The sequence below is a fragment of the Streptomyces sp. GLSS-08 genome (assembly GCF_056387915.1).
In genome coordinates, this window is record NZ_JBWJAQ010000002.1 from 196749 (window position 1) to 219314 (window position 22566).

The window sequence follows — 22566 nt, forward strand, 5'->3', positions numbered from 1 at the left end:
TCAGACCACCCCCAGGTCCTTGTCGATCAGGTCGAACATCTCGTCGGCGGTGGCGTCCTCGATCCGCTGCGCGCGGCTGCCGGGGGCGCCGGGTTCCGTGCCCTCCAGAGAAGCGAGGAGGGATCGCAGCCGGGCACTCACGGAGTGAAGGTCGGACGCCGGGACGGAGGGCAGGAGCGCGGTGAGCCGGTCGAGGCCCGCGTACAGGGCGGCAGCGGCCTGCTCCCGCGCGTGCGGTTCTGTCCCTTCCTCCAGCAGGGCCCGCAGATGGGCCGCGAGTGCGGGGATCCTGGGGTGGCTGAAGACAAGCGTGGACGGCAGGGTGAGCCCGGTGGACAGGCTGAGCCGATTGCGCAGCCGCACCGCACCGAGCGAGTCCAGTCCCATCTCCTTGAAGGGCCGTTCCGGGTCGACTGTCCCTGCATCGGCATGGCCCAGTACGGCGGCGATCTCCGTGGTGACGACGCTCGCGACGATGGCGTCCCGCTCCTCGGGAGATGCGGCGTCGAGCCGGGCGAGCAGCGCCCCGCCGAGGGCCTCCGCCGGGCGGGCCGCGGCCGGCGCGAGGGCGCGCAGGACGGCGGGGAGCGTGCCGTCGCGGCCCTGAGCGCGCAGAGCGGCCAGGTCGAGCCGTGCGGGCAGCAGCAGCGCGTCACCGGTGCCGTGCGCGGCATCGAAGAGTCGAAGTCCTTCGGCGGTGGCGAGAGGGGCGAGCCCCGATCTGCCGAGCTGCGCCACGCCGCCGTCCACGAGATGCCGGGTCATGACGCTCGTCTCCTCCCACAGCCCCCAGGCGAGGGACACGGCGGGCAGTCCCTGCGCGTGCCGCCACTGGGCGAAGCTGTCGAGGAAGGTGTTGGCGGCGGCGTAGTTGGCCTGGCCCGGCCCGCCGATGGTCCCGGCCACCGAGGAGAAGAGCACGAAGGACTGGAGTGGGGTTTGCGCGGTCAGCTCGTGCAGATGGACCACGGAGTCCACTTTGGGCCGCAGGACACGGTCGAGGCGTTCGGGAGTGAGCGTTTCCAGGAGTCCGTCGTCGAGGACCCCGGCGGCGTGGATCACGGAGGTGAGCGGATGCACCTGCGAGACGGACGCGAGGAGCCCGGCCACGTCCGCTCGCTGGGTGAAGTCGCAGGACGCGACGGTGACTTCGGCGCCGAGAGCGGTAAGTTCGGCGGTCAGCCCGTCGACGCCGTCGGCCGCGCGGCCCCGACGGCTCGCGAGAAGCACATGCCGGGCAGCGCGCTCGCCGACCAGGTGCCGAGCCACCTGGGCGCCGATCCCGCCGGTGCCGCCCGTAATGAGGACGGTGCCGTCCACGGTGAACGGGAGCGGCTCACCGGGGGTCTGGGCGCGCACCACACGTGGCATGTACGGGATCGCGTCGCGCATGGCGAGTTGGGGCTCGGACGTGGCGAGAAGCGTGGGCAGCGCCGGACCCCGCACACCCTCGCGCACGCCGAGGAGCGCGGACAGCGCGGGGCCTGCCGCCTCCTCCACGTCGATGAGCGTGAAGCGCCCCGGGTGCTCGGACTGCGCGGCACGGACGAGACCCCACAGGGTGGCGAGGCCCGGCTGGACAGTGTCGGCGTCCGGAGTGACAGCGACGGCGTTCCGCGTGACGAGGACCAGCCGGGAGGCGGCGAGGCGGTCGTCGGCGAGCCATTCCTGGAGAAGCGCGAGGGTGCGGACCGCGAGGGCACGGGCCGTCGCCGCGTTCGGCACTGCGTTCGGCCCCGTGCCGGGAGCGAATTCGGGTGCGATCACAGTGTCCGGGACGGGTGCACCCGAGTCGAGAGCGGCGCGGAGGCCGGACAGATCGGCGTACGCCGCGAGATCTCCTGTGGCCGAGGGGGCTAGAGCATTGTCGGTTGCGCCCAGGACCGCAACCGGCCCGTGGGATCGCGCCTCTGCGGCCGGTGTCGGCACCGGCCGCCATTCCAGACGGAAGAGCCACCGCGTGGCCGAGCGCAACGATGCCGGACCGGCTGGGGACACCGGGCGGGCCACCACCGAGTCGACCGAGACGACTGGGGTGCCGGTCTCGTCGGTCGCGGACATCTGAACCACGCCTTCGCCCTTCGCGGTGAGCGTCACCCTCAGGCGCGTGGCGCCTGGGCGGGCGATCCGTACGCCGGACCAGGTGAACGGAAGCCAGACCTGCGCCGACTCGGCGTCCGCGCCTGTTGTCTCCCCGAGCTGGGCGTGGAACGCCGCGTCCAGCAGCGCGGGGTGCACCACGAAGCCCTCCTCGTCCGCTGTGGTGTCCACCTCCGCCAGGAGTGTGCCTTCGTGCCGCCAGGCGGCACGAAGGCCCTGGAAGGCCGGGCCGTAGCCGAAGCCTCGGTCCGCCAGGCCTTCGTACAGGCCGTCGATGTCCACCGGTGTGGCGCCGGGCGGGGGCCAGACGGTCGGTTCCGTCGGGGAACCGCCGGGCGGCGCCGTCCCCAGGAGGCCGGCCGCGTGACGCGTCCACGCCTCTTCCTCATCGGCGTGGGCGGGGCGTGAATACAGGGTGATCGGCCGTTGTCCGGCCTCGTCCGGCGTACCCACCGTCGCCTGCAGGTCCACCGCGACCGCGTCCGGGAGGGCCAGTGGTTCCTCCAGCGTCAGCTCGGTGAGCACCTCGCAGCCGACCAGTGCTGCGGCGCGTGCCGCCATGTCGACGAAGGCGGTGCCGGGCATCAGAACGGTGTCATGGACAGCGTGGTCGTCCAGCCAGCTGTGCGTGCCCCGGGAAACCCGCCCGGTGAGCAGCCACCCCGCGCCGTCTGCGAGTCCGGTGGCCGCGGTGAGCAGCGAGTGCCCGGTGCCGAGCAGACCCGCGCCGGTGACATCGCCCGTGACGGTCCGGGGAACGGCCCAGTACCGCTCCGGCTGGAAGGCGTACGTAGGGAGTTCGACCCGCCGTGCGGTGTCCGGGTCGAACAGAGCCTCCCACGCCACCGGTGCTCCGTGCGCATGCGCTTCGGTGACGGCGCCGACGAAGCGCGCCAGTTCGCCGTCGCGCCGGGCCGAGCCGAGGACGGCGGCCGAGGCGCCCGTCGCCTCCACCGTCTGCTCCAGCGGGACCGTGAGGACCGGGTGCGGACTCACCTCGATGAACGTCGTGTGACCGTGTGCGAGGAGATTCCGTACGACAGGGTCGAAGCGGACCGTCCGGCGCAGATTCCGGTACCAGTAGCCGGCGTCGAGCCCCGCCGTGTCGAACTCGGCCGCTGTGACGGTGGAGTGGAAGCGGACTTCGCCGGAGCGTGGCTCCAGAGGTGCGAGGACCTCTGCGAGGCGCTTCTCGACGGCTTCCACCTGGGGGGAGTGCGAGGCGTAGTCGACGGGGACACGACGGGCCCAGATGTCCTGGGCGGCACAGAATGCGAGCAGTTCGTCGAGGGCATCCGGGTCCCCGGAGACGGTCATGGAGGACGGCCCGTTGACGGCGGCCACGGAGAGACGTTCGCCCCAGCGTTCGAGCAGCGGAAGAAACCTTTCCGGGGACGCCGTCACCGACGCCATTCCGCCGCGCCCGGACATCACGGCGGCGATGGCCCGGCTCCGCAGCGCCACCACGCGGGACGCGTCCTCGAGCGACAGCCCTCCGGCGACGTACGCGGCGGCGATCTCGCCCTGCGAGTGTCCGACGACGGCGTCCGGACGCACCCCGTGCTGCCGCCAGAGCGCGGCGAGCGAGACCATCACGGCGAACAGCGCGGGCTGTACGACGTCCACGCGGTCCAGCGGGGGCGCGCCGGGCACGCCGCGGAGCACGTCCTCTAGCGACCAGTCGACGAACGGCGCGAGCGCGTCGGCGCAGGCACGTAGCTGCTGCGCGAACACCGGTCGCGTGGAAGCCAGTTCACGCCCCATACCGATCCACTGGGACCCCTGCCCGGGGAAGACGAAGACGACTTTGCCGCCGCCGTGGCGGGCTCGGGCGAGGGTGACCCCGTCGACGGCCTTCCCGCGCGCCAGGGCGGCCACGGTGCCGAGCAACTCGTCTCGCGTGGCACCGGTGACGGCGGCACGGTGACTCAAGTGGGCCCGAGTCAGCGCGAGCGCGGCCCCCACTTCGGCGACGGTGCCTTCGGGCCGTGCCGTGAGATGCCCATGGAGGACCTCGGCCTGCTTTCGCAAGGCGGCCGGGGTCTTGGCGGAGAGAACCCAGGGGACGACCGGCAGAGCGCCCCCGGGGGCTCCGGTCTCGCCACGCCCGGCGGGGAGTTCCGCCGACGGCTCGTCGACGGGTGGCTCCTCCAGGAGGACGTGCGCGTTCGTACCGCCGACCCCGAACGCCGACACCCCTGCCCGGCGGACGCGCCCACCCCGTGGCCACGGGGCCGACTCCGTCAGCAGGGACACCGCACCACTCGTCCAGTCCGCCTTGGGCGTCGGCCTGTCGACATGCAACGTCCTGGGCAGCACTTCATGGCGCAGAGCCATGATCATCTTGATGAGTCCGCCGACGCCCGCCGCGGCCTGGCTGTGGCCGATGTTGGACTTCATGGAGCCGAGTCGCAGCGGCTGCGCCGGGGGACGGTCCTGGGCGAACACCGCCGTGAGGGAGTCGATCTCGATCGGGTCACCGAGTTTCGTGCCCGTGCCGTGCCCCTCCACCGCGTCGATGTCGCCGGGACGAAGGCCGGCCGACGCGAGCGCCTGTGCGACGACCCGGCGCTGCGCGGCGCCGTTGGGCGCCGTCAAGCCATTGCTCGCACCGTCCTGGTTGACGGCCGAGCCGGGGATGAGCGCCAGGACACGGTGGCCGCGTCGGCGGGCATCACCGAGGCGTTCCAGTACGAGGATCCCCACGCCCTCGGACCAGCCCGTACCGTCGGCCGCCTCCGCGTAGGACCTGCACCGGCCATCCGGTGACAGGGCCCGCTGCCTGCTGAACTCCGTGAACACCTTGGGCGTCGCCATCACGGCGGCGCCGCCGGCCAGCGCGAGTGAACACTCCCCGTCACGCAGCGCCCGGGTCGCCAGGTGCACGCTCACCAAGGACGAGGAGCAGGCCGTGTCGACGGTGAGCGCCGGGCCTTCGAAACCGAACGCGTAGGCTATGCGGCCGGACAGGACGGAGCCCGCCGAGCCGATGCCCCAGTAGCCCTCCAGTTCGCGTGGCCCCGAGCGCGCCAGCTGTTCGTAGTCCTGGCCGCTGCTGCCGATGTAGACCCCGGTCGGGGAGTTCCGCAGCGTGCCGGGGTCGATACCCGCGTCCTCGAGGGACTCCCAGACGGTCTGGAGGAGCAGCCGCTGCTGCGGGTCCATCGCCAGTGCTTCGCGCCGCGCGACCCCGAAGAAGTCGGCGTCGAAGTCGGCGACGGACTCCAGGAAGCCGCCGGTGCGGGCATAGCTCGTACCGGGCCGCTCCGGATCGTCGCAGAAGAGGCCGTCCAGGTCCCAGCCGCGGTCCGTGGGGAAGTCCGAAATGACGTCCCGCCCGGCGGCCACGACGTCCCACAGGCCGGCGGGGGAGGCGATGCCGGCCGGGTAGTGGCACGCCATTCCGACGACCGCGATCGGGTCGCCGTCGGCCGGCTCCGGGGCGGTCCGCGAAGACTCTGCGTCTGCTGGGGCGAACCCCAGCGCCGACAGCAGGTGCTTCGCCACGGCCGCGGGCGTCGGATGGTCGAACAGCAGCGTCAGCGGCAGTTCCAACCCGCAAGCCGCCCCGATACTGCCGGTCAGCTCCACCGCGGCCAGGGAGTTGTAGCCGAAGTCGCGATAGGCGAGGTCGGGATCGACATCCCCGGGGTCCGAGCCGAGGAGTTCCGCGGTCTTCTCCCGCACGAGGTCCAGCAGGACCGGGTACCGGGCATCCACCGACAGCCCGGCCAGCCGCCCCGCCAGGGGATTGCTCCGCTCGTCCGTCGGATCGCCCGAGTCCCTCGCGTCCGCCATGCCATCCTCCACGTCGTCTTCCTTCGCCTCGCGCCCATGCCTCACCACCGCTTCCCGCGCGAGAGAAGCGGCTGCGGACGAGTCACGTCGTCCTGACTAGTCGGTGGCCCTGCCCGTGAGCAGGAAGGACCGGAGGTGCGCGGCGAGTTGTTCCGGCTGGTCCTCCGGGATGAGGGTGTAACTGTCCGCGATCTCCACGAGCTCGCTCTTGGGCAGCAGCTCCGCGAGCCTGCGCCCGTGCGCGAGCGGCATGACCTTGTCCTCGGCGGCCCAGACCACGAGTGCCGGTCGGTCGAACTCCCGCAACTTCTCCGCCCAGTTCAGGAGTTCGTCCTTGGGCGGTACGCCCAGGACGTACTTCCGCAGATCGCGGCGGATCTCCGCGGAGGTCCACAGGGGTTCGAACCACGCGTCCATCACCTCGTGCGGGACGGGCCGCTTGCTCATCCAGCCCCAGGTCATGGGAAGACGCCGCATCGGCTTCAACTTCAGGAGCTTGAAGGCAAAGTTGATACCTCCGGGCATCTTCGCGGAGGTGTACAGATTGGAACCGGGCACACCTGGGGGGAAGTTGTCGAACGCCTCGCATGAGGTGATGACGAGGCGGCCGATCCGCTCGTCCCGGCCCAGGGCGACCAGTGCCTGCGCCCCACCCCAGTCGCTCATGACCAGCGTGACGTCCCGTAGGTCCAGTTCGTCGAGGAACTCAGCCACGAGCCGGGCGACACCGGGGATCGACAGGTCGGCGTCGGCCTTCATCGGGGTGCGGTGTCCGCCGAGCGGCAACGTCGGGGTCACACAACGGAATTCGGTGCGCAGAGGGGCCACCACGTTCCGCCACAGGGAGCTGTCCATCGCGACACCGTGCAGCAGGACCACTACGGGCCCGTCGCCACCTGTGTCCTGGTACTCGACCGTGCCCGCCGCAAGGTGTACCTCGGCCATTCGATTTCTCCTTGGTCCTCGTCGGATCAGAAGGGGCGACAGCGGCCCCCGCGGCAGTTGCCACGACACAGGGTCAGCTCGCGCGCCCTTGCCCCCCGGGCCGGGCGAGCCTTCGCAAGCAAAACACGTCAGCCCTTTTTTCGCCAGCAGTATGTCGGTTGAAAACGATCACTACCCTAAAGGGCAATAGTGCCCCGCCGGTCACCTGGGTACCGTGGCAACTCCCGTCCCGCACTGGAATCTCCGTCCTACCGTCGACGGCGGTGCGCACCGGCCTTCGAATGTGCCCCGAGTCGCTTGGTGGCGTGGCCGGATCGCGGATGGTGAGAAGATTTATGGCATTCATCGCCTCGTATCCGAAAGGCATCCTGTGATCACTGCTGACGAAGTGTGCTCCCGCATTGCCAAGAAACTCGGCAGCAAAGCAAATTCCTATGACCTCAACGCCGATACGGCTTTCGAATCGGTCGGCCTTTCGAGCCTTCAGATAGCCGATATCGTGTACACGATCGAGGACGACCTCGAGATCCAGTTCGATGAGAGCAAGGCCGCGAGCGTCAAGACGGTGGCGGATCTCGTGAAGCTGGCGGAGGAGAGCGAGAAGGGCGGCGCCGCCGCGTGAGGACAGGCGAATACCAGGGTGCGACGGTCGAGTCCATTCGTCATCACTACGACGTGTCGAACGACTTCTTCGCCCTGTGGCTGGATGCCGATCTCACCTATACCTGCGCGCTGTGGGACGAGAACGATTCCGGTGACACTCTGGAGGCGGCCCAGAAGCGCAAGCTGGACCATCTGATCGAGGGTGCGCGGGCGGCCGGCGCCCGCCGGGTCCTGGATGTCGGCTGCGGCTGGGGCAGTCTGCTCGACCGCCTGGTCAACACCCATCGTGTGCAGCGGGCGGTCGGACTCACACTCAGCGAGAGCCAGGCCGAACGGCTGCTCCGGACGGCTCTGCCGCGCACCGAGGTGCGGGTGGAGAACTGGCTCGACCATGAACCGGACGAGCCCTACGACGCCATCATCTCCATTGGCGCTTTCGAGCACTTCGCCCGCACGGGCCTGTCACGCGCCGAACGGGTCGCCGCGTACCGGGAGTTCTTCGACCGGTGCCGCACATGGCTTCCGAAGGGCGGTCGGATCGCTCTGCAGACCAACATCAAGGGCAACAACGTCCAGATGGACAAGCAGACCGTCCGCGACCTGACCTTCATCATCGACACCATCTTCCCGGAATCCGAGATCCCGGCCCTCTCCGAGGTCATCGAGTCGAGCGAGAAACGTTTCGACATCGTCAGTCTACGCTCCGACCCGGACCACTACAGCCGTACCTGCCAGGAATGGCTGAACCGCCTCCGGGCCAATCGCGATCAGGCCGTCAAGGCCGCCGGCGAGGAGAATGTCGCCAACTACGAACGCTATCTGGGCTCGACGGTCGGCCACTTCGCGAAACGCCACCTCGGCCTGTCCAGGATGATCCTCGAAGCCGTGTGAGGCGGGTCCACGAGATTCTGGTGACCGACAGCTCCACGATGGCCCTGTGAGGAGCAATGAGTGAACGTATACAAGCACGTCGTCTACTGGCACGACACCGAACAGGTCGCCGTCGAAGCCCCCTTGCGGGAAACCGTCGACTGTGATGTCTGCATTGTCGGGGGCGGCTTCACCGGGCTGTGGACCGCCTATTTCCTCAAAGAGGCCGAGCCCGCGCTCGACATCCGTATCGTCGAGGCGAACCACTCCGGCTACGGGGCGTCGGGTCGCGCCGACGGATTCGTCACGCCCACCATCGGCAAGGACATCCAGGCCCTGGTCAAGGAATTCGGTCTGCGGCGGGCCCTGGAAGCCTCCCAGGCCGTGGGCCGGTCGATTCTGGAGATCGGCAGGTTCACCCGCAGGAACCATGTCGACGCGGAGTACGAGGCCAATGACTACCTGATGGTCGCCACCGACGCGGCTCAGCTCAAGCGCCTCCAGCGAGACCGTGAACTCGCCGAGCGGATGGGTGCGGCACGGGCCGAGATCCTGACGCGAGAGGAGTCCCGGGCGGTCATCGGCTCGCCCGCGGTCCTGGCCGGCATGCGCACCGGCGGTGCGCTGGTGAACCCTTTCAGGCTCGCTCGCGGCATCGCCCGCGTCGTGCGCGAGAAGGGCGTGACCATCTACGACAACTCGCCCTGCCTGCGCGTCGAGCCGGGCGTGCGGCCCACGGTGATCACCACCGGCGGCCGGGTGACTGCGGACAAGGTGGTCCTCGCCACCAACGTCCACATGGACGCCTTCCCGCCCTTCCGCAAGAAGGTCGTTCCGATCTGGACGTACGCCATGGTGAGCGAGCCCCTCACGGATGGACAACTCGCGCGTGTGCGGTGGCCCGGACGCGAGGGCATGGTCGAGGCCAAGTCCCTCCTCACGTGCGCCCGTTTCACGCACGGCAACCGTGTCATGTTCGCCGGAGGACCCGCTCCGTACTACTTCGGCCGGGACAAACGGCAGCGGAACATGAACCGCACCGAGGTCTACCGCGAGATCCACCGGGAGTTCCTGCGGTTCTTCCCGATGTGGGCCGATCTCGAATTCACCTACGCATACGGCGGAACCGCGGATGTCGTGCGTGACTACGCTCCGCACTTCGGTTCCCTGGGCGGGGGCAACATCCTTTACGGATACGGCTATTGCGGCAACGGCATCGCCGCGACCCACACCGGTGGCAAGGTCCTGCGTGACCTCACCCTCGGCAAGGACACCGATTACACCCGGCTGCTCTTCGTGGACGACAAGCGACGCAAGCCCCCCGCCGACTTTCCGCCCGAACCGGCTCTCTATGTCGGCGCCCGCGCGGCGGCCCGCCTGATGGACTGGAAGGAGTCCCGCTCATGAGCGCCCGTCGCACGGTCCTGCTCACCGGAGCCTCCGGCGTGGTGGGCCGCAGCATCCTCAGGGAGAACGGTGCCGACGGGCCGCGGATCATCGCCGCCGTCCATAGCGCGCCGATCCCCGAGGCCGTGGACTCCACGGTCTCCCTCGATCTGACGACGGAGCGCTTCGGGCTGGACGCGGACAGCCATGCCGCGCTCGTGACCTCGGTCGACACCGTCGTCCATTCGGCAGGGCTGACCGAATGGGGCCTGCCGGCCGAGCGCTATGCGCCGATCAACATCGAAGGCACCCGCCGGGTCATCGAGTTCGCCGAAGAGGCGGGTGCCGCGGTCCACTTCATGGGCACGGCCTTCGTGGCGGCCCTCGCCGAGGACGCGCCCGTGCCGCTCGGCGAGGAGAACGTCTGCAAGAACTACATCCGCTCCAAGCACCGGGCGGAGCAGCTCCTGCGAGACAGCGGACTGCCGCACACCGTCTTCCGGCCCACCAACCTCATCGGCGACTCCTCGACGGGCTGGACCTCACAGGGCCAGATCGTCCAGCTGATGTCGGACTGGCTCGGCCGGGGCCGGGCGCCGTTCGTCCCCGTGCACCCGGGCATTCGGATGGACTTCGTCCCGCAGGACCTGCTGGCGAAGGCGGTGTTGCGCGCCATCGAACTCGGCGACGAGCAGGGTGAGTTCTGGGTGACCTACGGCGAGGAGGCGATGGACGTCGAGACCTGCCTCCAAGTCCTGGTCAAGCACGCGGCCGGGCGCGGCCGCTCGCTCGTCTTGCCGCCGCTGCTGAACCCCGACGAACTGGTGCCTGAGGCCATCGCGAAGACACCCCCGATGACCCGTTCGTATCTCTCGGTCCTCAGGGACGTCAGCGAGGTCACCCGCTGCTGCGGCGGCGTCCTGCCCTCCTCCATGGCGGAGCTGCGGGACCGTTACGCAATCCCGCGGGTCGACGGCGAGGCCGCGTACCTGGCCGGCCTGGAGTACGCCGCCGAGCATCTCGGCTGAGAAGGCGACTCGGACATCGTACGAAAAGGGCGCGATCCCAAACCAACGGAAGGACTCTGGCGTGAACGACGCGTGGAACGCTCCGGATCTCGGCGGAAAGGTAGCTGTGGTCACCGGGGCCAGCCGGGGCGTGGGCCGCGGCATCGCGCTCGCGCTCGGTGAGGCGGGCGCGACCGTGTATGTCACGGGCCGCAGCACTCGCACGGGCCGGCGCACCGAGGGGCTGCCCGGCACGGTCGACGACACCGCCGACGAGGTGACGCGGCGTGGCGGCAAGGGCATCGCCCTGCGCTGCGACCACGCGGCGGCGGGGGACAACGAGGCTCTCGCCGAGCGGATCAAGGCCGGTCACGGCCGACTGGACCTTCTGGTCACCAACGCCTGGGGAGGGTACGAGCGGTCCGCCGAGGTCCGCTTCGACGCGCCCTTCTGGGAGCAGCCGATGTGGCGCTACGAGCTGTTCGAGGCTTCGCTGCGCGGGCAGTACGACGTCACGCGCAGGCTGGTCCCTCTGATGATTCCGCAGCGGAGCGGCCTGGTTGTCGGCATCAGCTTCTCCGACGGGGACATCTACCTCGGGCAGGTCGGCTACGACGTGTTCAAGTCCGCCTCCGACCGCATGTGCCGCGGCGTCGCCTCCGACCTGCGTAGGAGTGGTGTCGCGGCGGTCTCCCTGCACCCGGGCTTCGTACGGACGGAGAGGGTGGAGGCGGCCTGGGAAGCGATGGGCAGCGGCCCGGCGTCGGTGGTGCACTCCCCGGAGTACGTGGGCCGTGCCATCGCCGCCCTGCTGGCCGACCCGGACGTCATGAGGCGCACGGGCACCGTGCTGAGCACCGGCGACCTGGCGGTCGAGTACGGCTTCGACGACGTCGACGGCCGCCGACCCCCGGCCTTCCGCCTGGAGGGCCGTATGAGCCTGGCCACGCGGATGCACCGCCTGAACAAGGTGGTCGGCGCCGCCGGACAGCAGTAGGCGGAAGTGATCTCAGGACAGACGCAGTTCGGCGGGCCGCACCCCGGGAGGTGGGCCGCCCGCCCTGCCCGCGCCGTCCGACGTGCCCTTGTCGCGGACGGCGATCGCGGCCTGGTAGCCGTCGGGCGCCTCCACGTCGGCGAGAGACCAGCCCTTGGGCCCCGCCGGGGCCCAAGGGGGCGCCAACTCCGCGGCAAGGCCGACGTGATGGCTGCCGAGCCCGCCTGCAAGCCCGGTGCCGATGCCCTTGAGATACGCCTCCTTGCGCACCAAGCAGCCGAGCAGAGCCCTCGCGCGCAGGGCGGGGGAGAGGGCGGCGACGGCACACCGCTCGGCGGGGTGGAGGCGCCTGCCCGCGCGTTCCAGGCCATCGCGCACCAGTCCCGCCGACTCGATGTCCGCACCGACGGGTGTGTCGGCAATCGCGTACAGAGCAGCGTCCCCGGCGTGCGAGAGGGAGAAGTGCAGCCCGGACAGGCCGGCGATCACCGGCCGTCCGTGCGGCCGTTCGCAGTCCGGCACCCCGCAGGCCTCGCGGCGGAACCCCACGTCCTGCGGCGCCATCCCCACATACCCGCCGAGCAACACGCGAAGGCCCACATGGGAGGTGACATAGCGTTCACGCGCCGCCGGGTCCTGGAAGCGAGCGGCCCGTTCGGCTTCCTCGGCGTCGAGCGCCCACGCGCTGTCAGCCGCGACCGCCGCGTTGTCGGGGATCCACAAGGTCCAGACGGCTACCTCACCGGGCCCTGCCGGACGGATCGTCACCTGCGCTCGCAACCCTGTCCGTCCGGGCGGAGTTCGTCCGCCCACCGCACCGACAGGAGGGTGGCCTCGACCCGGTTCCGCAGCCCCAACTTCCGCGTGATGCTCGTCAGATGGGCCTTCACCGTTCGTTCGGCAATGCCGAACCGGCGGGCGAGAGCCCTGTTCCCTTCGCCGATCGACAGCACGCTGAGCACTTCGCGCTCGCGCGGTGTCAGCTTCTGCAGGGCAGAGCGTTCCACCTGCGCTAAGCCCACAGCGCCCCCTGCCCCTATTCCCCATTCGGTCTCATCCGTGGTTGTGCGGTCCCCGTTCATGCGCTCTCCAACTCCTTGATGGAATCGTCTACCGTACGAGGAAACAAATGACCACGTGGCCATGTGCGGCCATTCCCCCGTGATCTCTGCACCCTACCTCCGTGTCGAGAGGCTGTCAGCTGACAATCTTACGGGGTGCCGGTCGCGGACGAAACTAATTGACTACTCAACTTCGTATCCTGGCAGGGGCGTTGACCTGTCAGGCGGGCATCAGGACGCTGAATCCGATGTCGATGACCTGGCGTGGAGCCAGGCGTCTCCTGTCTCTCTGGAGCGGCAGAGATTTGATGCAACCTTGAGCTTCCGCCGCTCCGCCCAGTGCTGCCTGCATTCGTATTCCAGGACGCTTGGAATTGAGGGCAGCTGCCGAGTTGCCCGCTGTCGCAGATTTACCGAGGTGGCCGTATGTCGTCCCATTCTTCCGTACCGATCACTTTTGATGCCGGACCGGGCTCGCGAATCGCAGCCGTGGCGGGCGTCCGGCCCGAACGGGTCGTGGCGAATTCGGAATTGGGGGATCCGCTCGGCGTTTCCGCCGAGTGGATAGAGCGGCGGGTCGGTATCCGCGAGCGGCGCTTCGCGGGCCCGGAGGACTCCCTGACGGGTATGGGAGCCACCGCCGCCGCGAAGGCTCTCTCGGCCGCAGGGCTGGCCCCGGCGGACGTCGACCTCATTGTCCTCGCCACCTGTTCAATGCCCTCTCCCATGCCGAACGGCGCGGCGTCCGTGGCCGCTCTGCTCGGCATCCCAACGGTCGCGGCCTTCGACGTCAACGCGGCGTGCGCGGGCTTCTGCTACGGACTCGGGATCGCCGACGGGCTGATTCGCTCGGGCACCAGTCGGTGTGCCCTGGTCGTCGGCGCCGAGCGGATGACCGACTGGGTGGACCCAGCGGACGTGGACACCGCCACGGTATTCGCGGACGGAGCGGGTGCCGCGGTCGTCGTCTCCGCCGAGTACACCGGAATCCACCCGGTGGTGTGGGGCGGCGACGGCGAGCGGGCGGGCCTCGTCGCCATTCCGGACCGGCACGGCAGCGTGACGATGAGCGGTCGGGCCGTCTACCGCTGGGTCACCACGGAGCTGGCGCAGGTCGCCCGCGCGGCCTGCGCTCGCGCCGGACTGTCCCCGGCCAGCCTCAAGGGCTTCGTCTCCCACCAGGCCAACCTGCGGATGATCGAGCGCCTCGCGACGAGCCTCGGCGCGACGAACGCCGCGGTCGCCCGCGACATCGTGGAGACCGGCAACACCTCGGCGGCCTCCGTCCCGCTGGCCCTGACGCGGCTCATCGACCTCGGCCAGATCCAGTCCGGCGACCCGGTCCTCCTGATGGGCTTCGGCGCGGGGCTCAGTTATGCGGCACAGGTGGTGACCTGCCCCTGAGTCGGCTCTGCCCCGGACCGGCGCGCTGCCGGCCGCCCTGGCAGGCAGCGCGCCGGCGTCGCGTCGGGTGCCGCATCCAGCCGAGCGAGACGAACTGGCCCGGCGAGCCGGGGGTACGTCCAGGCCGACGTCGATCCCGGTGCGGTGATTCAGGTCGTTGGGGCGGTCGGTGTAGCTGGTCAGGCGGAGCAACGCATGGAAGAACTGCACAAAGCGCACGGCCGCTAGCATCTCTCCACACCCCCGCCCAGGAACACAAAGGTCCCCCGCATGAGCTTCGCTGTCACGCCGGACGAACTCCTGAACACCTTTGGCCTGTCCGGCGTCGTGTACTTCCCCCGGTACCGAGCGCCCGACAAGCAACTCCACCCGCGCACCGCAGTCTTCCTCGGCCGGGTCGGACTCCCGGACGACGACTACTTCAAGTCCAAGGCCACCGTCGGTCAGGTGGAGCCGATCGCTCTGACGGAGTGGTTCAAGCCTGACGACGGCCCTTTGCCCTCCGAATGCCGCTCGTGGCTGGTCCTTGCCTACTTCGCAGCCTCCGTCATTGCCCTCGACCCCGGGGACGGCAAGGTGTACGCGTTTGGCGAAGGTGAGCCCCCGAGCCGCTACATGCAACTCCACCTAGATGTCGAATCCCTCGTCTACACCCTGCACCTGTTCAAGAAGTTCGATGAACAAGAGCGCGACGACAACAGCGGCATCGAGGGGCGGCTCGAGCAGTTGCGCACCAGCATCAAGGCCCTCGATCCGATGCCCTTTGAGAGTGAGCGATCCCAGTGGGCCCTCGTCTTCGACGAGGTTGCCGAAGGGATCTGGTGATCCCCGGGGCCTGGCGCTTGCCGGCCGACATCTCAGCGCACTACGACGAGGTCGTCCATGCCGCCAGCCTTTGAGGGCCGGCGGCGGTGGGTGGGGTTCCCGCCGGCTCAGTAGCCGTCCACCGACCTGCGTGCGCGGGCGAGGACGTCCGCGGGGACGGCACTCAGGTCGTCATCGGACATGACGGACAGGAGCCGCGCGGTTTCCGAGCCGAGCTCGCGTGCGAAGTGCTCGTCGGTGGACCACAGGGTGAACAGCCGGGCCGGATGCGCGCGTGCGAGCGCCTCGGTGCAGGCGCGAGTCCCCCGGCGCAGCGCCTCGTCCGAGGTGTGCGTGCGCAGGGCGGTCACACCGGCCGTCACCCCTCGTGCGAGCCCCTCGGTGTCTAGCCGGTCGAGGTCCGGCGCTTCGAGCACCGCGGCCACCACGGCGGCCGGGAGCCGGGCGGCATCGGACGCCAACTGGCCGAGCACGAGCCGCGCGACCTGTCGGCGGGAGTCCTCGTCCAGCGCGCACCACGGTTCGAGGAAGGCGGCGCAGTGGAGGTAGAGCGCGGCGAGTTCGTGCTCCGGGGTGTCCAGCCCGCCCGCGAGCCACAGGGCGGTGAGGCCGCCGGCGACCGAGGTGGCCGTGCCCTCCTCGGAGCCGACGAAGGTGGTGACGGCGGGCCCCAGCCGGCGGAACAGCGGGTCGACGGCGTGCAGGACGACGCCGTCGTTGGTACCGGCCGACACTGCCATCTTGTGCCGGATCGCGTCCGGGTAGGGGCGTGCCCAGCTGATCGACCGGTTGCGGTGTTCGCTGCCCGGCGGTCGCCCGTAGAGCCAGTAGGCGTCCACCGGCTCGGGGGAGTCGAGCAGGTCGTGCGCCGGGCGTACGTCGAGGTCGCGCCGGTTCCCGGCCCAGATGCGGCGCAGGCTGAGGGCCAGCGCGAACTCGGTCCACTCCGGTTCCGTGAAGGCCGCCCGCCACAGAAGCACCCGCCGGTGCCAGACGCCCGCGGGATCGTCGGCGCCTGGGAACAGCTCGCTCGCCCTGCGTCCGCCGGTCACCAGAAGGGTCAGCAGCAGCAGGTTCGCCTCGTAGACGCCGTGCCGGGACGACGTGGCCCGAGGAGCTGGGCGGTAGTCGGCGAAGCGGTGCTCGGTCCGGGTGCGGTGGGCGGCCATGACGGTGACCAGGAGGCCGCCGAGCCGCTCCCGGTCCTCCTGGGGGATCCGCCTGATCCGCGCGCCGACGAACCGCAGCATCTGACGTGCGGAGAGAGGAGCGTAGGAGAGAAGGACGTACATCAGGTCGTCGTCGACGGCCGACCGGCCCAGTGTCAGTGCCGGGCGCTGGCCCAGCAGCCCTTCCAGCAGCTGCACCGCGAGCCGGGCGGCGAGGTACTCGCCGAAGGTGGCGTGCAGGAACTCGTAGGTCGCCAGCCGCCGGTCGTCGCGGACGGCCTGCGCTCGCTGGACGAAGAAGAACCGGCCCAGCGCGATCTCGCCCTGGTCCAGCGGAGCGCGGAAGCCGTCGCGGGCGGGTTCGGGGCGCCTCAGGAGTGCTGCCAGATCCTGCTCCGCCTCCGTCGCGGTGATCCACTGACGCCGCCGGTTGAGCATGCCGAACGAGATCAACGACAGGCGCTGCAGCTCCTGCTCGGCACGTCCGCTCAGTTCTCCCTCCTGCCAGGCGCTGGCCGCCTTGCCGACCTCGCGGACCGCGAAGGAGACCAGCAACTGCTCGTACAGCTGCGCTTCTTCGAGTGGATCGTCGTCCCGGACCCGTTGCAGGGCGTTGTCCGCGGCGTCGTACAGCGCGAGCATCAGCAGGAGCAGCGGCTGGGAGGCGAGGACCTGGTGGCGGCCGGCCACCTCCGCGGGCAGGGCCCGCAGGCCGCGCTCAGCGAGATAGGGCGAGTTGAGTTCGTTCCAGAGGTCGAGCCAACGTCCGATCTGGCGTCGCCGGAAGGGCTCCAGGCGCAGCGCCACCGCGCCGTCGGGGTAGCGCGCCCGATCCGCGACCGCCGTCCGGCTGGTCACCAGGGCGAACACCGGCCGGCCCTGGTCCGCCTCGCGCTCCTGGAAGCGGGCCACCCGCACCAGGAAGTCGGACTGGCTGACACCGGTGGTCTGCAGCAGTTCGTCGAAGCCGTCGAAGAGCAGCACCGGAACGGCACCGTCGGCGGCGCGCACCAGCTCCGGCCACGAGACGCGCTCTCCGGTCGCGGCGCGGACCGCGGCCTCGATCTGGTCCTGGACCTCCACGTCGCCCGGCACATCCCGGAGCACGATCCGCACCGGCAGGAAGCCGGCCGCAGGCAGCCGGGCGGCGAGGATCTTCGTCAGGACGGACTTGCCCGCGCCCGGCTGGCCGAGGACGACCAACGGGGCGGTCGTCGAGGTGGGGGAGGTGAGGACACCGGCGAGGTACTCGGTGAGGTCGGACCGTACCGCCTGGGCTTCCCACCAGTCCTCCTCCGCCGGACCGTGGGTGCCGGCCAGCACGGCCCGGACCCTGAAGTCGGGGTCGACGTAGCCCTCGCCGAGGGTGGGCAGGACGATGCCCGCGGGAGCCTGCCCGTCGGAGAGGATCGGCCGGTCCAGTGAGGCCCGGTAGCCGCGTACGAGCGCTTCGGCGGCATGGGTGAGCGGGCTCGGGGAGCTGAGTCCCACCAGGGCCGTCTCGATACCGGCAAGAGCCTGGCGCAGGGAGAAGCGGGTGGCCTGGTGCTCCACCTGACCGGACCAGTAGCCGAACTCCGGTACGTCCTGGGCGAGTTGCGCGTACAGCTCCTCATACCGTGCGACGGCCGGTTCGTGCAGTCGGCCTACCTCGCTCTGGAGCGTCGCGCGCCGCGTGTCGTCGAGCCGGTCCCACAGGGCCAACCCCTGGACGAAGCGCAGCAATTGCCCCGCCCGGCCGGCGTACCAGGTGTGGAGGTCGGCGAGGACGAGCTCGTGCGGCTGGTGCGGTGCGGGCTGCGGCGTCCCGGCGTCCAGCAGCGACGCCACGAGGTCGCGGCCGTCCGTGCCGTCACCGGCGATCGCGAGCTGCTCCTGCCGGGTCAGCTCCAACTCGGCCAAGGAGAAGGGAAGTTCCAGCTCCGCGAGTGCCTCGAAAAAGGCGGTGGTTACCAGCACGGCGTGTCCGGCGGCCAGCCGTTGGGTGCGTGTGGCGCGGTTCCCCGTTCCGCGGCTGTCCCTGAGCCCCGCGATGAGATCACGTCCGACCCGCAGTACGCGGCCCTGTACGTCCAGGACGGTGAGGGCCGTGTCGCTGAGCCCGCCCGTGGCCGCGGAGAGGACAGCGCCGAGTGCGCGGTCGGCCGCGACCAGGGCGTCGCCGTCGCCGGTGAGAATGGCCACCGCGTCCCCGTAGCTGAGCAGTTGGCGTCCGCGCACTCGTCCCCCCGGGCCTTGCCTCGGCACGTTTCAGGTCCGGTCTACCATGCGCCCCGCCCTCGATGGTCGTGTTCGTACTGGGGGCACCCCGTCACGCCGACTGCGGCTCCAGCTCCTCACGTGCGCGGTCGGCCCTCCACCAGTTCCGGCGGCCCGGTGGACCTCAGAATACGCACATAGTGCAACGAAATGTTACATAGAGTTATCGATCGTCGCGGGGTACTCAATCTGGCGGAGAACAAGAGCAACCTCCGGCAGCCAGTCCACGACGAGTGCCCCGAAGCAGGTCAGCAGGTCAGCAGGTCAGCGGGCCAGGAAGGCCCGGGAGCGGTACTCACGTTTTCCCCTCTCCATGACGGGGACCCGGCACGAGATGACCTTCCGCGGCTGCGGGGAGTGGACATGGCCGAGCTGACCTTCATCGGTACCGCGACGGTGTTGCTGCGGTTCGGGCCCTTCACGGTTCTTACCGACCCGAACTTCCTGCACAAGGGCCAGTACGCCTATCTCGGCAAGGGGATCGTGAGTCGTCGGCTGACCGAGCCGGCTGTGGGCATCGACGACCTCCCTGAACTGGACTGCATCGTTCTGTCCCATATGCACGGAGACCACTGGGACCGCGTGGCCAAGCGGAGACTGGACCGCGGCACCCGCATCCTCACCACGCCCAAGGCGGCCCGCGCTCTGCATCGGCAGAGGTTCGCCGGAGCCGAAGGGCTGCGGACGTGGCAGACCGCCGAGTTGGAGAAGGACGGCCACGTACTCACTCTCACCGCCGTTCCCGCCCGTCACGCGAGAGGCAGCGCCCGCGTGCTGCTGCCGCCGGTGATGGGCAGCGTACTTGAGCACAGGGAGCCGAACGGCGCTCTCGCGACCCGTCTCTACCTCACCGGCGACACCCTGCTGATCGACGAGCTGCGCGAGCTACCGCGGCGCTTTCCCGATCTCGACGTGGCCGTCGTGCACCTGGGCGGAACGACGCTGCCCGGCGGCCTGGTCGTCACCATGGACGGACAGGAGGGCGCCGAACTGGTTGAACTGCTCCAGCCTCGGTGTGTGGTGCCGGTGCACCATGACGATTACGGCGTTTTCAAGTCACCGCTGTCGGACTTTCTGGCTGAGGTGGAACGGCGAGGACTGGCCCGTCTGGTGCGGGTGGTCCACCGGGGCGCCACCTGTGCCCTGTAGGCCCGCCGGACCCCGTCAGCGGTTCAGCAGCATGAGAAGGATGACGGTCGCCACCGCACTGATGAGCAGGGAGCCTAGGCAGCCGACGCGGTTGCTGAAGAAGAACATGTCCCCCGGGTACCCCATGCGCGCCTGACGATCGCATTTACATGGGAAGAAGGTGTGGAGTTGCGCCCGCGTGCCTGCGACCGGATCGGCCGCCCAGGACCCGGGTGCCGCCGCGCCCACCGGGCGGCTGCGCCGAACTGCCGCGCAGGGCGTCTCGTCGTCTCGTTTGCCGTCTTCACAGGTGGAGACCCGCTTGCGTATGAGTACAACGCATAGCCGCCCCGTGATGCGGCAGAACCGGGCCCTGTGGCTGCTGGACCGCCTGGAGCGGGACCCGCGGGCCGACGTGGTGATCGATGCCCTCCGCAGGGGCGTACGGTCCCTGCCGCTGGGGCCCGGCCGTGATGCGCTGCACGGTCGCTGGCTGGGACACCCGGTCCATCCGCTGATGGTGCAGGTACCGATCGGCAGCTGGCTGTCCGCGGCGGTACTGGACCTGCGCCCGGGCTCCTCCCGGGGGGCGGATCTGCTGGTCGGTGTCGGACTGGCCGCAGCCGTGCCCGCGGCGCTTGCCGGTGCCGTCGACTGGGCCGAGCTGCACCCCCAGCAGCAGCGCGTCGGCCTGGTGCACGCAGCTTCCAACGCGGTGGGCGTCGCCCTGTACGCGGCCTCGCTCGCATGCCGGATCAAGGGGCGTCCCGCAGCGGGCCGTACATACGGCTTCCTGGGCCTCACGGCCGTCGGCCTCGGCGGCATGCTGGGCGGACACATGGCGTACCGGCAGGCCTCGGGCGCCAACCATGCCGAGGAGGTCCCGCACGTCGTTTCGGCCGGCTGGCACCGTATCGGGACCGTCGAGGAGTTCCCGGCCGGTGAGCCGGTACGGCGCAGCGTGGACGACGTCCCGGTCCTGGTGGTGCGCGAAACCGGTGGGACGATTCATGCGCTGGCCGAGCGGTGCAGTCATCTGGCGGGACCGCTGTCCGAGGGCACCGTCGCCGACGGATGCGTGGAGTGTCCCTGGCACGGCAGCGTCTTCCGGCTCGCCGACGGCTGGAACGTACGCGGCCCCGCCACCGCGCCTCAGCCCGCCTTCGACACCCGGATCGTCGAGGGTCACGTCGAGATCCGCTTGCGCATGCAGGACCAGGAGGAGCCCCGTGACGACGGTCGGACGGACGTCCCCGGGCACGACGGCTGACAGGTGTCGTAACGACGTCTGCTCGACCTGCCGACGTGCGGACGTGCCGACGTGCGGGATTCAACTACCCCGTGTGCCCGCACGTCCACCAGGTCCTGCACGTCGTCGGCTTGGATGACGTCCTGCCTCTACGTCACCGACAGCGTGAGGGCCCGAAGCCGGGAACGGCTTCGGGCCCTCACACGCACCAGCCGGGGCCGGTGCCCCGCATCTCTCGCCCAGACCGGCGCGGAGCAGACAAAACTCTGGTCGGTCTGTCGCCCTGGCTCCGCCCGGGTAAGCGAAGGAGGGGGAGGGGCTCAGCGGGATTCGTCGTAGGGGTCGCGGCTGCCGGACTTGGCCAGGCCTCGGCTGATCATGTAGCCGACGGTGAGGATGACGATGTAGAACCACGCCTTGTCGGCGCGGAAGTAGTCGGCGTGGCCTTCGTCGTCTCCCACGACCATGGAGGCGATCAGTACGGCGACGACCGAGGCGAGGTAGACGAAGAACTCGGTCGTCTTGAAGGCGGCCTTCGTCTCTGTCGACAGTCGGCGTGACTGGTGAGCGGGCGTGCCGTCAGTCGTGTGGTGCCCCGCGTTGCCGACCGGGTTAACAGTGCTCATGAGAAGGCGACTTTCTCGTCGTGCGACGCACCTGATGCGCTTCGCGGAATCGGACGGCGTCAAGATCGACGCTGCTGCTACCGAGTGCCCACCGCCGGTGAAGTAAACAAGATTTCAAGGCATGCGCAAAACAACTTTCCCGGGTAGTCGGCCGCGGCTACCACGAGCTGGGCGGTACCCGAGGCGCGGTTCGATTCGTGCGGGCAGTGGATTTGCGCGTAGCTGACCATGTCACCGCCGTTCAGCGTCTCCATTTCGTCAGCGGCCCGCGCGGCGTGGGCTGCGGGAGCGAGCAAGGTCGTACTCGCCATCGACCCAAGACGGCGCCGCCGGCTCAGGCCGCACCGTGATCAAGCACGGTGCGGCGCGCTGCGTCAGCGCTCGTACAAGTGACTCCGCTTCACGAAAGGACGGCAGAGACGGTTTGGAACAAGGCATACGGGACGGGGATGAGGAGTGCGGCCATGAGCCACGGTCGCAGCGGCTTTCGGCGATGAGAGGGAATGAGGACGTCAACGACGGCGACCGCCAGCAGGACCAGCACGCCGGTGACAGCCAGTGCAAGCCCGGCCAGCCCTGCCTGGTCGCAGTCGGCTCCGCAGACTTCGATGAGTGTGCCGGGCTGCCCATCGACGAAGCCGTCCTTGACCATGTGGTGGTTCAGCAGCCACCAGGCGCTGTGCAACGGCGCCATGGCCAGGATGCCCAGAAGAACATTGGCCCCGACCGGGGCCCGAACGGACTGGACGGTCATCCGAGGTGCTCGAGCATCGGTGCGTAGGACATCTCGAAAACGTGGTACAGACCCATACGTTTTTTCCTTCCTTCTCCGCATCAGCAGTCGTGCCTGGTATCGAATCAGAATGCTCTCGGTGTCTGCATCCGAGGTGTTGAGGTCAGGGTGGGGCACGTTGGATGGTCCAGGGCATAGATGAGGATCACCGCGCGCACGACCGCGGGTAGCCGCCGCACTTGCCCTGAGCGTCGCTCCGCTCGCTGCGGTGCCGGGGCGGGCCGGTCGCGGTGACCGGCGATCGCCGTCGCGGTGACCGGCAATCGCAACGCGCCAGCGCAGGCCATCAGCCGTGCGTGAGCCTTCGCCACCTGCCGGATGTCGTCCGAGAAGATGACGAACCGGC

The 22566-nt window shown here is 69.7% G+C and carries 16 protein-coding genes; 9 read left to right on the plus strand and 7 right to left on the minus strand.

Annotated elements, in window-relative coordinates; translation table 11 throughout:
* Positions 1–5898, minus strand: a complete 5898-nt coding sequence (locus AC0ZLC_RS03585; protein ID WP_476750382.1) for a type I polyketide synthase — start codon at positions 5896–5898, stop codon at positions 1–3.
* A gap of 96 nt (positions 5899–5994) precedes the next feature.
* The gene (locus AC0ZLC_RS03590) at positions 5995–6843 is read right to left on the minus strand and encodes an alpha/beta fold hydrolase (RefSeq protein WP_476750383.1); all 849 of its coding nucleotides are present in this window, start codon (positions 6841–6843) and stop codon (positions 5995–5997) included.
* A gap of 370 nt (positions 6844–7213) precedes the next feature.
* Between AC0ZLC_RS03590 and AC0ZLC_RS03595 the strand changes: the two genes are divergently transcribed.
* The 5 genes from AC0ZLC_RS03595 (at position 7214) to AC0ZLC_RS03615 (ending at position 11706) form a co-directional block, all read left to right on the plus strand.
* Complete coding sequence (locus AC0ZLC_RS03595; RefSeq protein ID WP_476750384.1) at positions 7214–7465, plus strand: acyl carrier protein; 252 nt, start codon at positions 7214–7216, stop codon at positions 7463–7465.
* The gene (locus AC0ZLC_RS03600; protein ID WP_476750385.1) at positions 7462–8337 is read left to right on the plus strand and encodes a class I SAM-dependent methyltransferase; all 876 of its coding nucleotides are present in this window, start codon (positions 7462–7464) and stop codon (positions 8335–8337) included. The genes AC0ZLC_RS03595 and AC0ZLC_RS03600 overlap by 4 nt, the downstream gene beginning before the upstream one ends.
* A gap of 60 nt (positions 8338–8397) precedes the next feature.
* Entirely contained in the window at positions 8398–9723 is a 1326-nt protein-coding gene (locus AC0ZLC_RS03605; RefSeq protein ID WP_476750386.1) for an NAD(P)/FAD-dependent oxidoreductase, read from the plus strand.
* Positions 9720–10730 (plus strand): SDR family oxidoreductase, encoded by a 1011-nt coding sequence (locus tag AC0ZLC_RS03610; RefSeq protein WP_476750387.1) that lies wholly within the window; start codon positions 9720–9722, stop codon positions 10728–10730. The genes AC0ZLC_RS03605 and AC0ZLC_RS03610 overlap by 4 nt, the downstream gene beginning before the upstream one ends.
* Before the next feature lie 61 nt (positions 10731–10791).
* Positions 10792–11706 (plus strand): SDR family NAD(P)-dependent oxidoreductase, encoded by a 915-nt coding sequence (locus AC0ZLC_RS03615; RefSeq protein ID WP_476750388.1) that lies wholly within the window; start codon positions 10792–10794, stop codon positions 11704–11706.
* Between the two features lie 12 nt (positions 11707–11718).
* Here the strand turns inward: AC0ZLC_RS03615 and AC0ZLC_RS03620 are convergent, their stop codons facing one another.
* Positions 11719–12474, minus strand: coding sequence for a 4'-phosphopantetheinyl transferase family protein (locus AC0ZLC_RS03620; RefSeq protein ID WP_476750389.1), 756 nt, complete (start codon positions 12472–12474; stop codon positions 11719–11721).
* On the minus strand, positions 12471–12788 hold the full coding sequence (locus AC0ZLC_RS03625) for a response regulator transcription factor (RefSeq protein ID WP_476750390.1): 318 nt from the start codon (positions 12786–12788) through the stop codon (positions 12471–12473). Before AC0ZLC_RS03625 ends, AC0ZLC_RS03620 begins: the two co-directional genes overlap by 4 nt.
* A gap of 405 nt (positions 12789–13193) precedes the next feature.
* Between AC0ZLC_RS03625 and AC0ZLC_RS03630 the strand changes: the two genes are divergently transcribed.
* Both AC0ZLC_RS03630 and AC0ZLC_RS03635 read left to right on the plus strand, forming a co-directional pair.
* Positions 13194–14171, plus strand: a complete 978-nt coding sequence (locus AC0ZLC_RS03630; RefSeq protein WP_476750391.1) for a beta-ketoacyl-ACP synthase 3 — start codon at positions 13194–13196, stop codon at positions 14169–14171.
* Between the two features lie 270 nt (positions 14172–14441).
* On the plus strand, positions 14442–14996 hold the full coding sequence (locus tag AC0ZLC_RS03635; RefSeq protein WP_476750392.1) for an SUKH-4 family immunity protein: 555 nt from the start codon (positions 14442–14444) through the stop codon (positions 14994–14996).
* 107 nt (positions 14997–15103) lie between these two features.
* Here the strand turns inward: AC0ZLC_RS03635 and AC0ZLC_RS03640 are convergent, their stop codons facing one another.
* The gene (locus tag AC0ZLC_RS03640) at positions 15104–18385 is read right to left on the minus strand and encodes an NACHT domain-containing protein (protein ID WP_476750393.1); all 3282 of its coding nucleotides are present in this window, start codon (positions 18383–18385) and stop codon (positions 15104–15106) included.
* Between the two features lie 402 nt (positions 18386–18787).
* On the opposite strand from AC0ZLC_RS03640, the gene AC0ZLC_RS03645 reads away from it, so the two are divergent.
* Both AC0ZLC_RS03645 and AC0ZLC_RS03650 read left to right on the plus strand, forming a co-directional pair.
* Positions 18788–19573: an MBL fold metallo-hydrolase gene (locus AC0ZLC_RS03645; RefSeq protein WP_476750394.1), complete on the plus strand. Its 786-nt coding sequence runs from the start codon at positions 18788–18790 to the stop codon at positions 19571–19573.
* 334 nt (positions 19574–19907) lie between these two features.
* Complete coding sequence (locus AC0ZLC_RS03650; protein ID WP_476750732.1) at positions 19908–20822, plus strand: Rieske (2Fe-2S) protein; 915 nt, start codon at positions 19908–19910, stop codon at positions 20820–20822.
* A gap of 299 nt (positions 20823–21121) precedes the next feature.
* On the opposite strand, the gene AC0ZLC_RS03655 is transcribed toward AC0ZLC_RS03650, so the two are convergent.
* Positions 21122–21427, minus strand: coding sequence for a hypothetical protein (locus AC0ZLC_RS03655; RefSeq protein ID WP_476750395.1), 306 nt, complete (start codon positions 21425–21427; stop codon positions 21122–21124).
* A 400-nt stretch (positions 21428–21827) separates the two neighbouring features.
* The gene (locus AC0ZLC_RS03660; RefSeq protein ID WP_476750396.1) at positions 21828–22181 is read right to left on the minus strand and encodes a hypothetical protein; all 354 of its coding nucleotides are present in this window, start codon (positions 22179–22181) and stop codon (positions 21828–21830) included.
* Between the last annotated feature and the right edge of the window lie 385 nt (positions 22182–22566).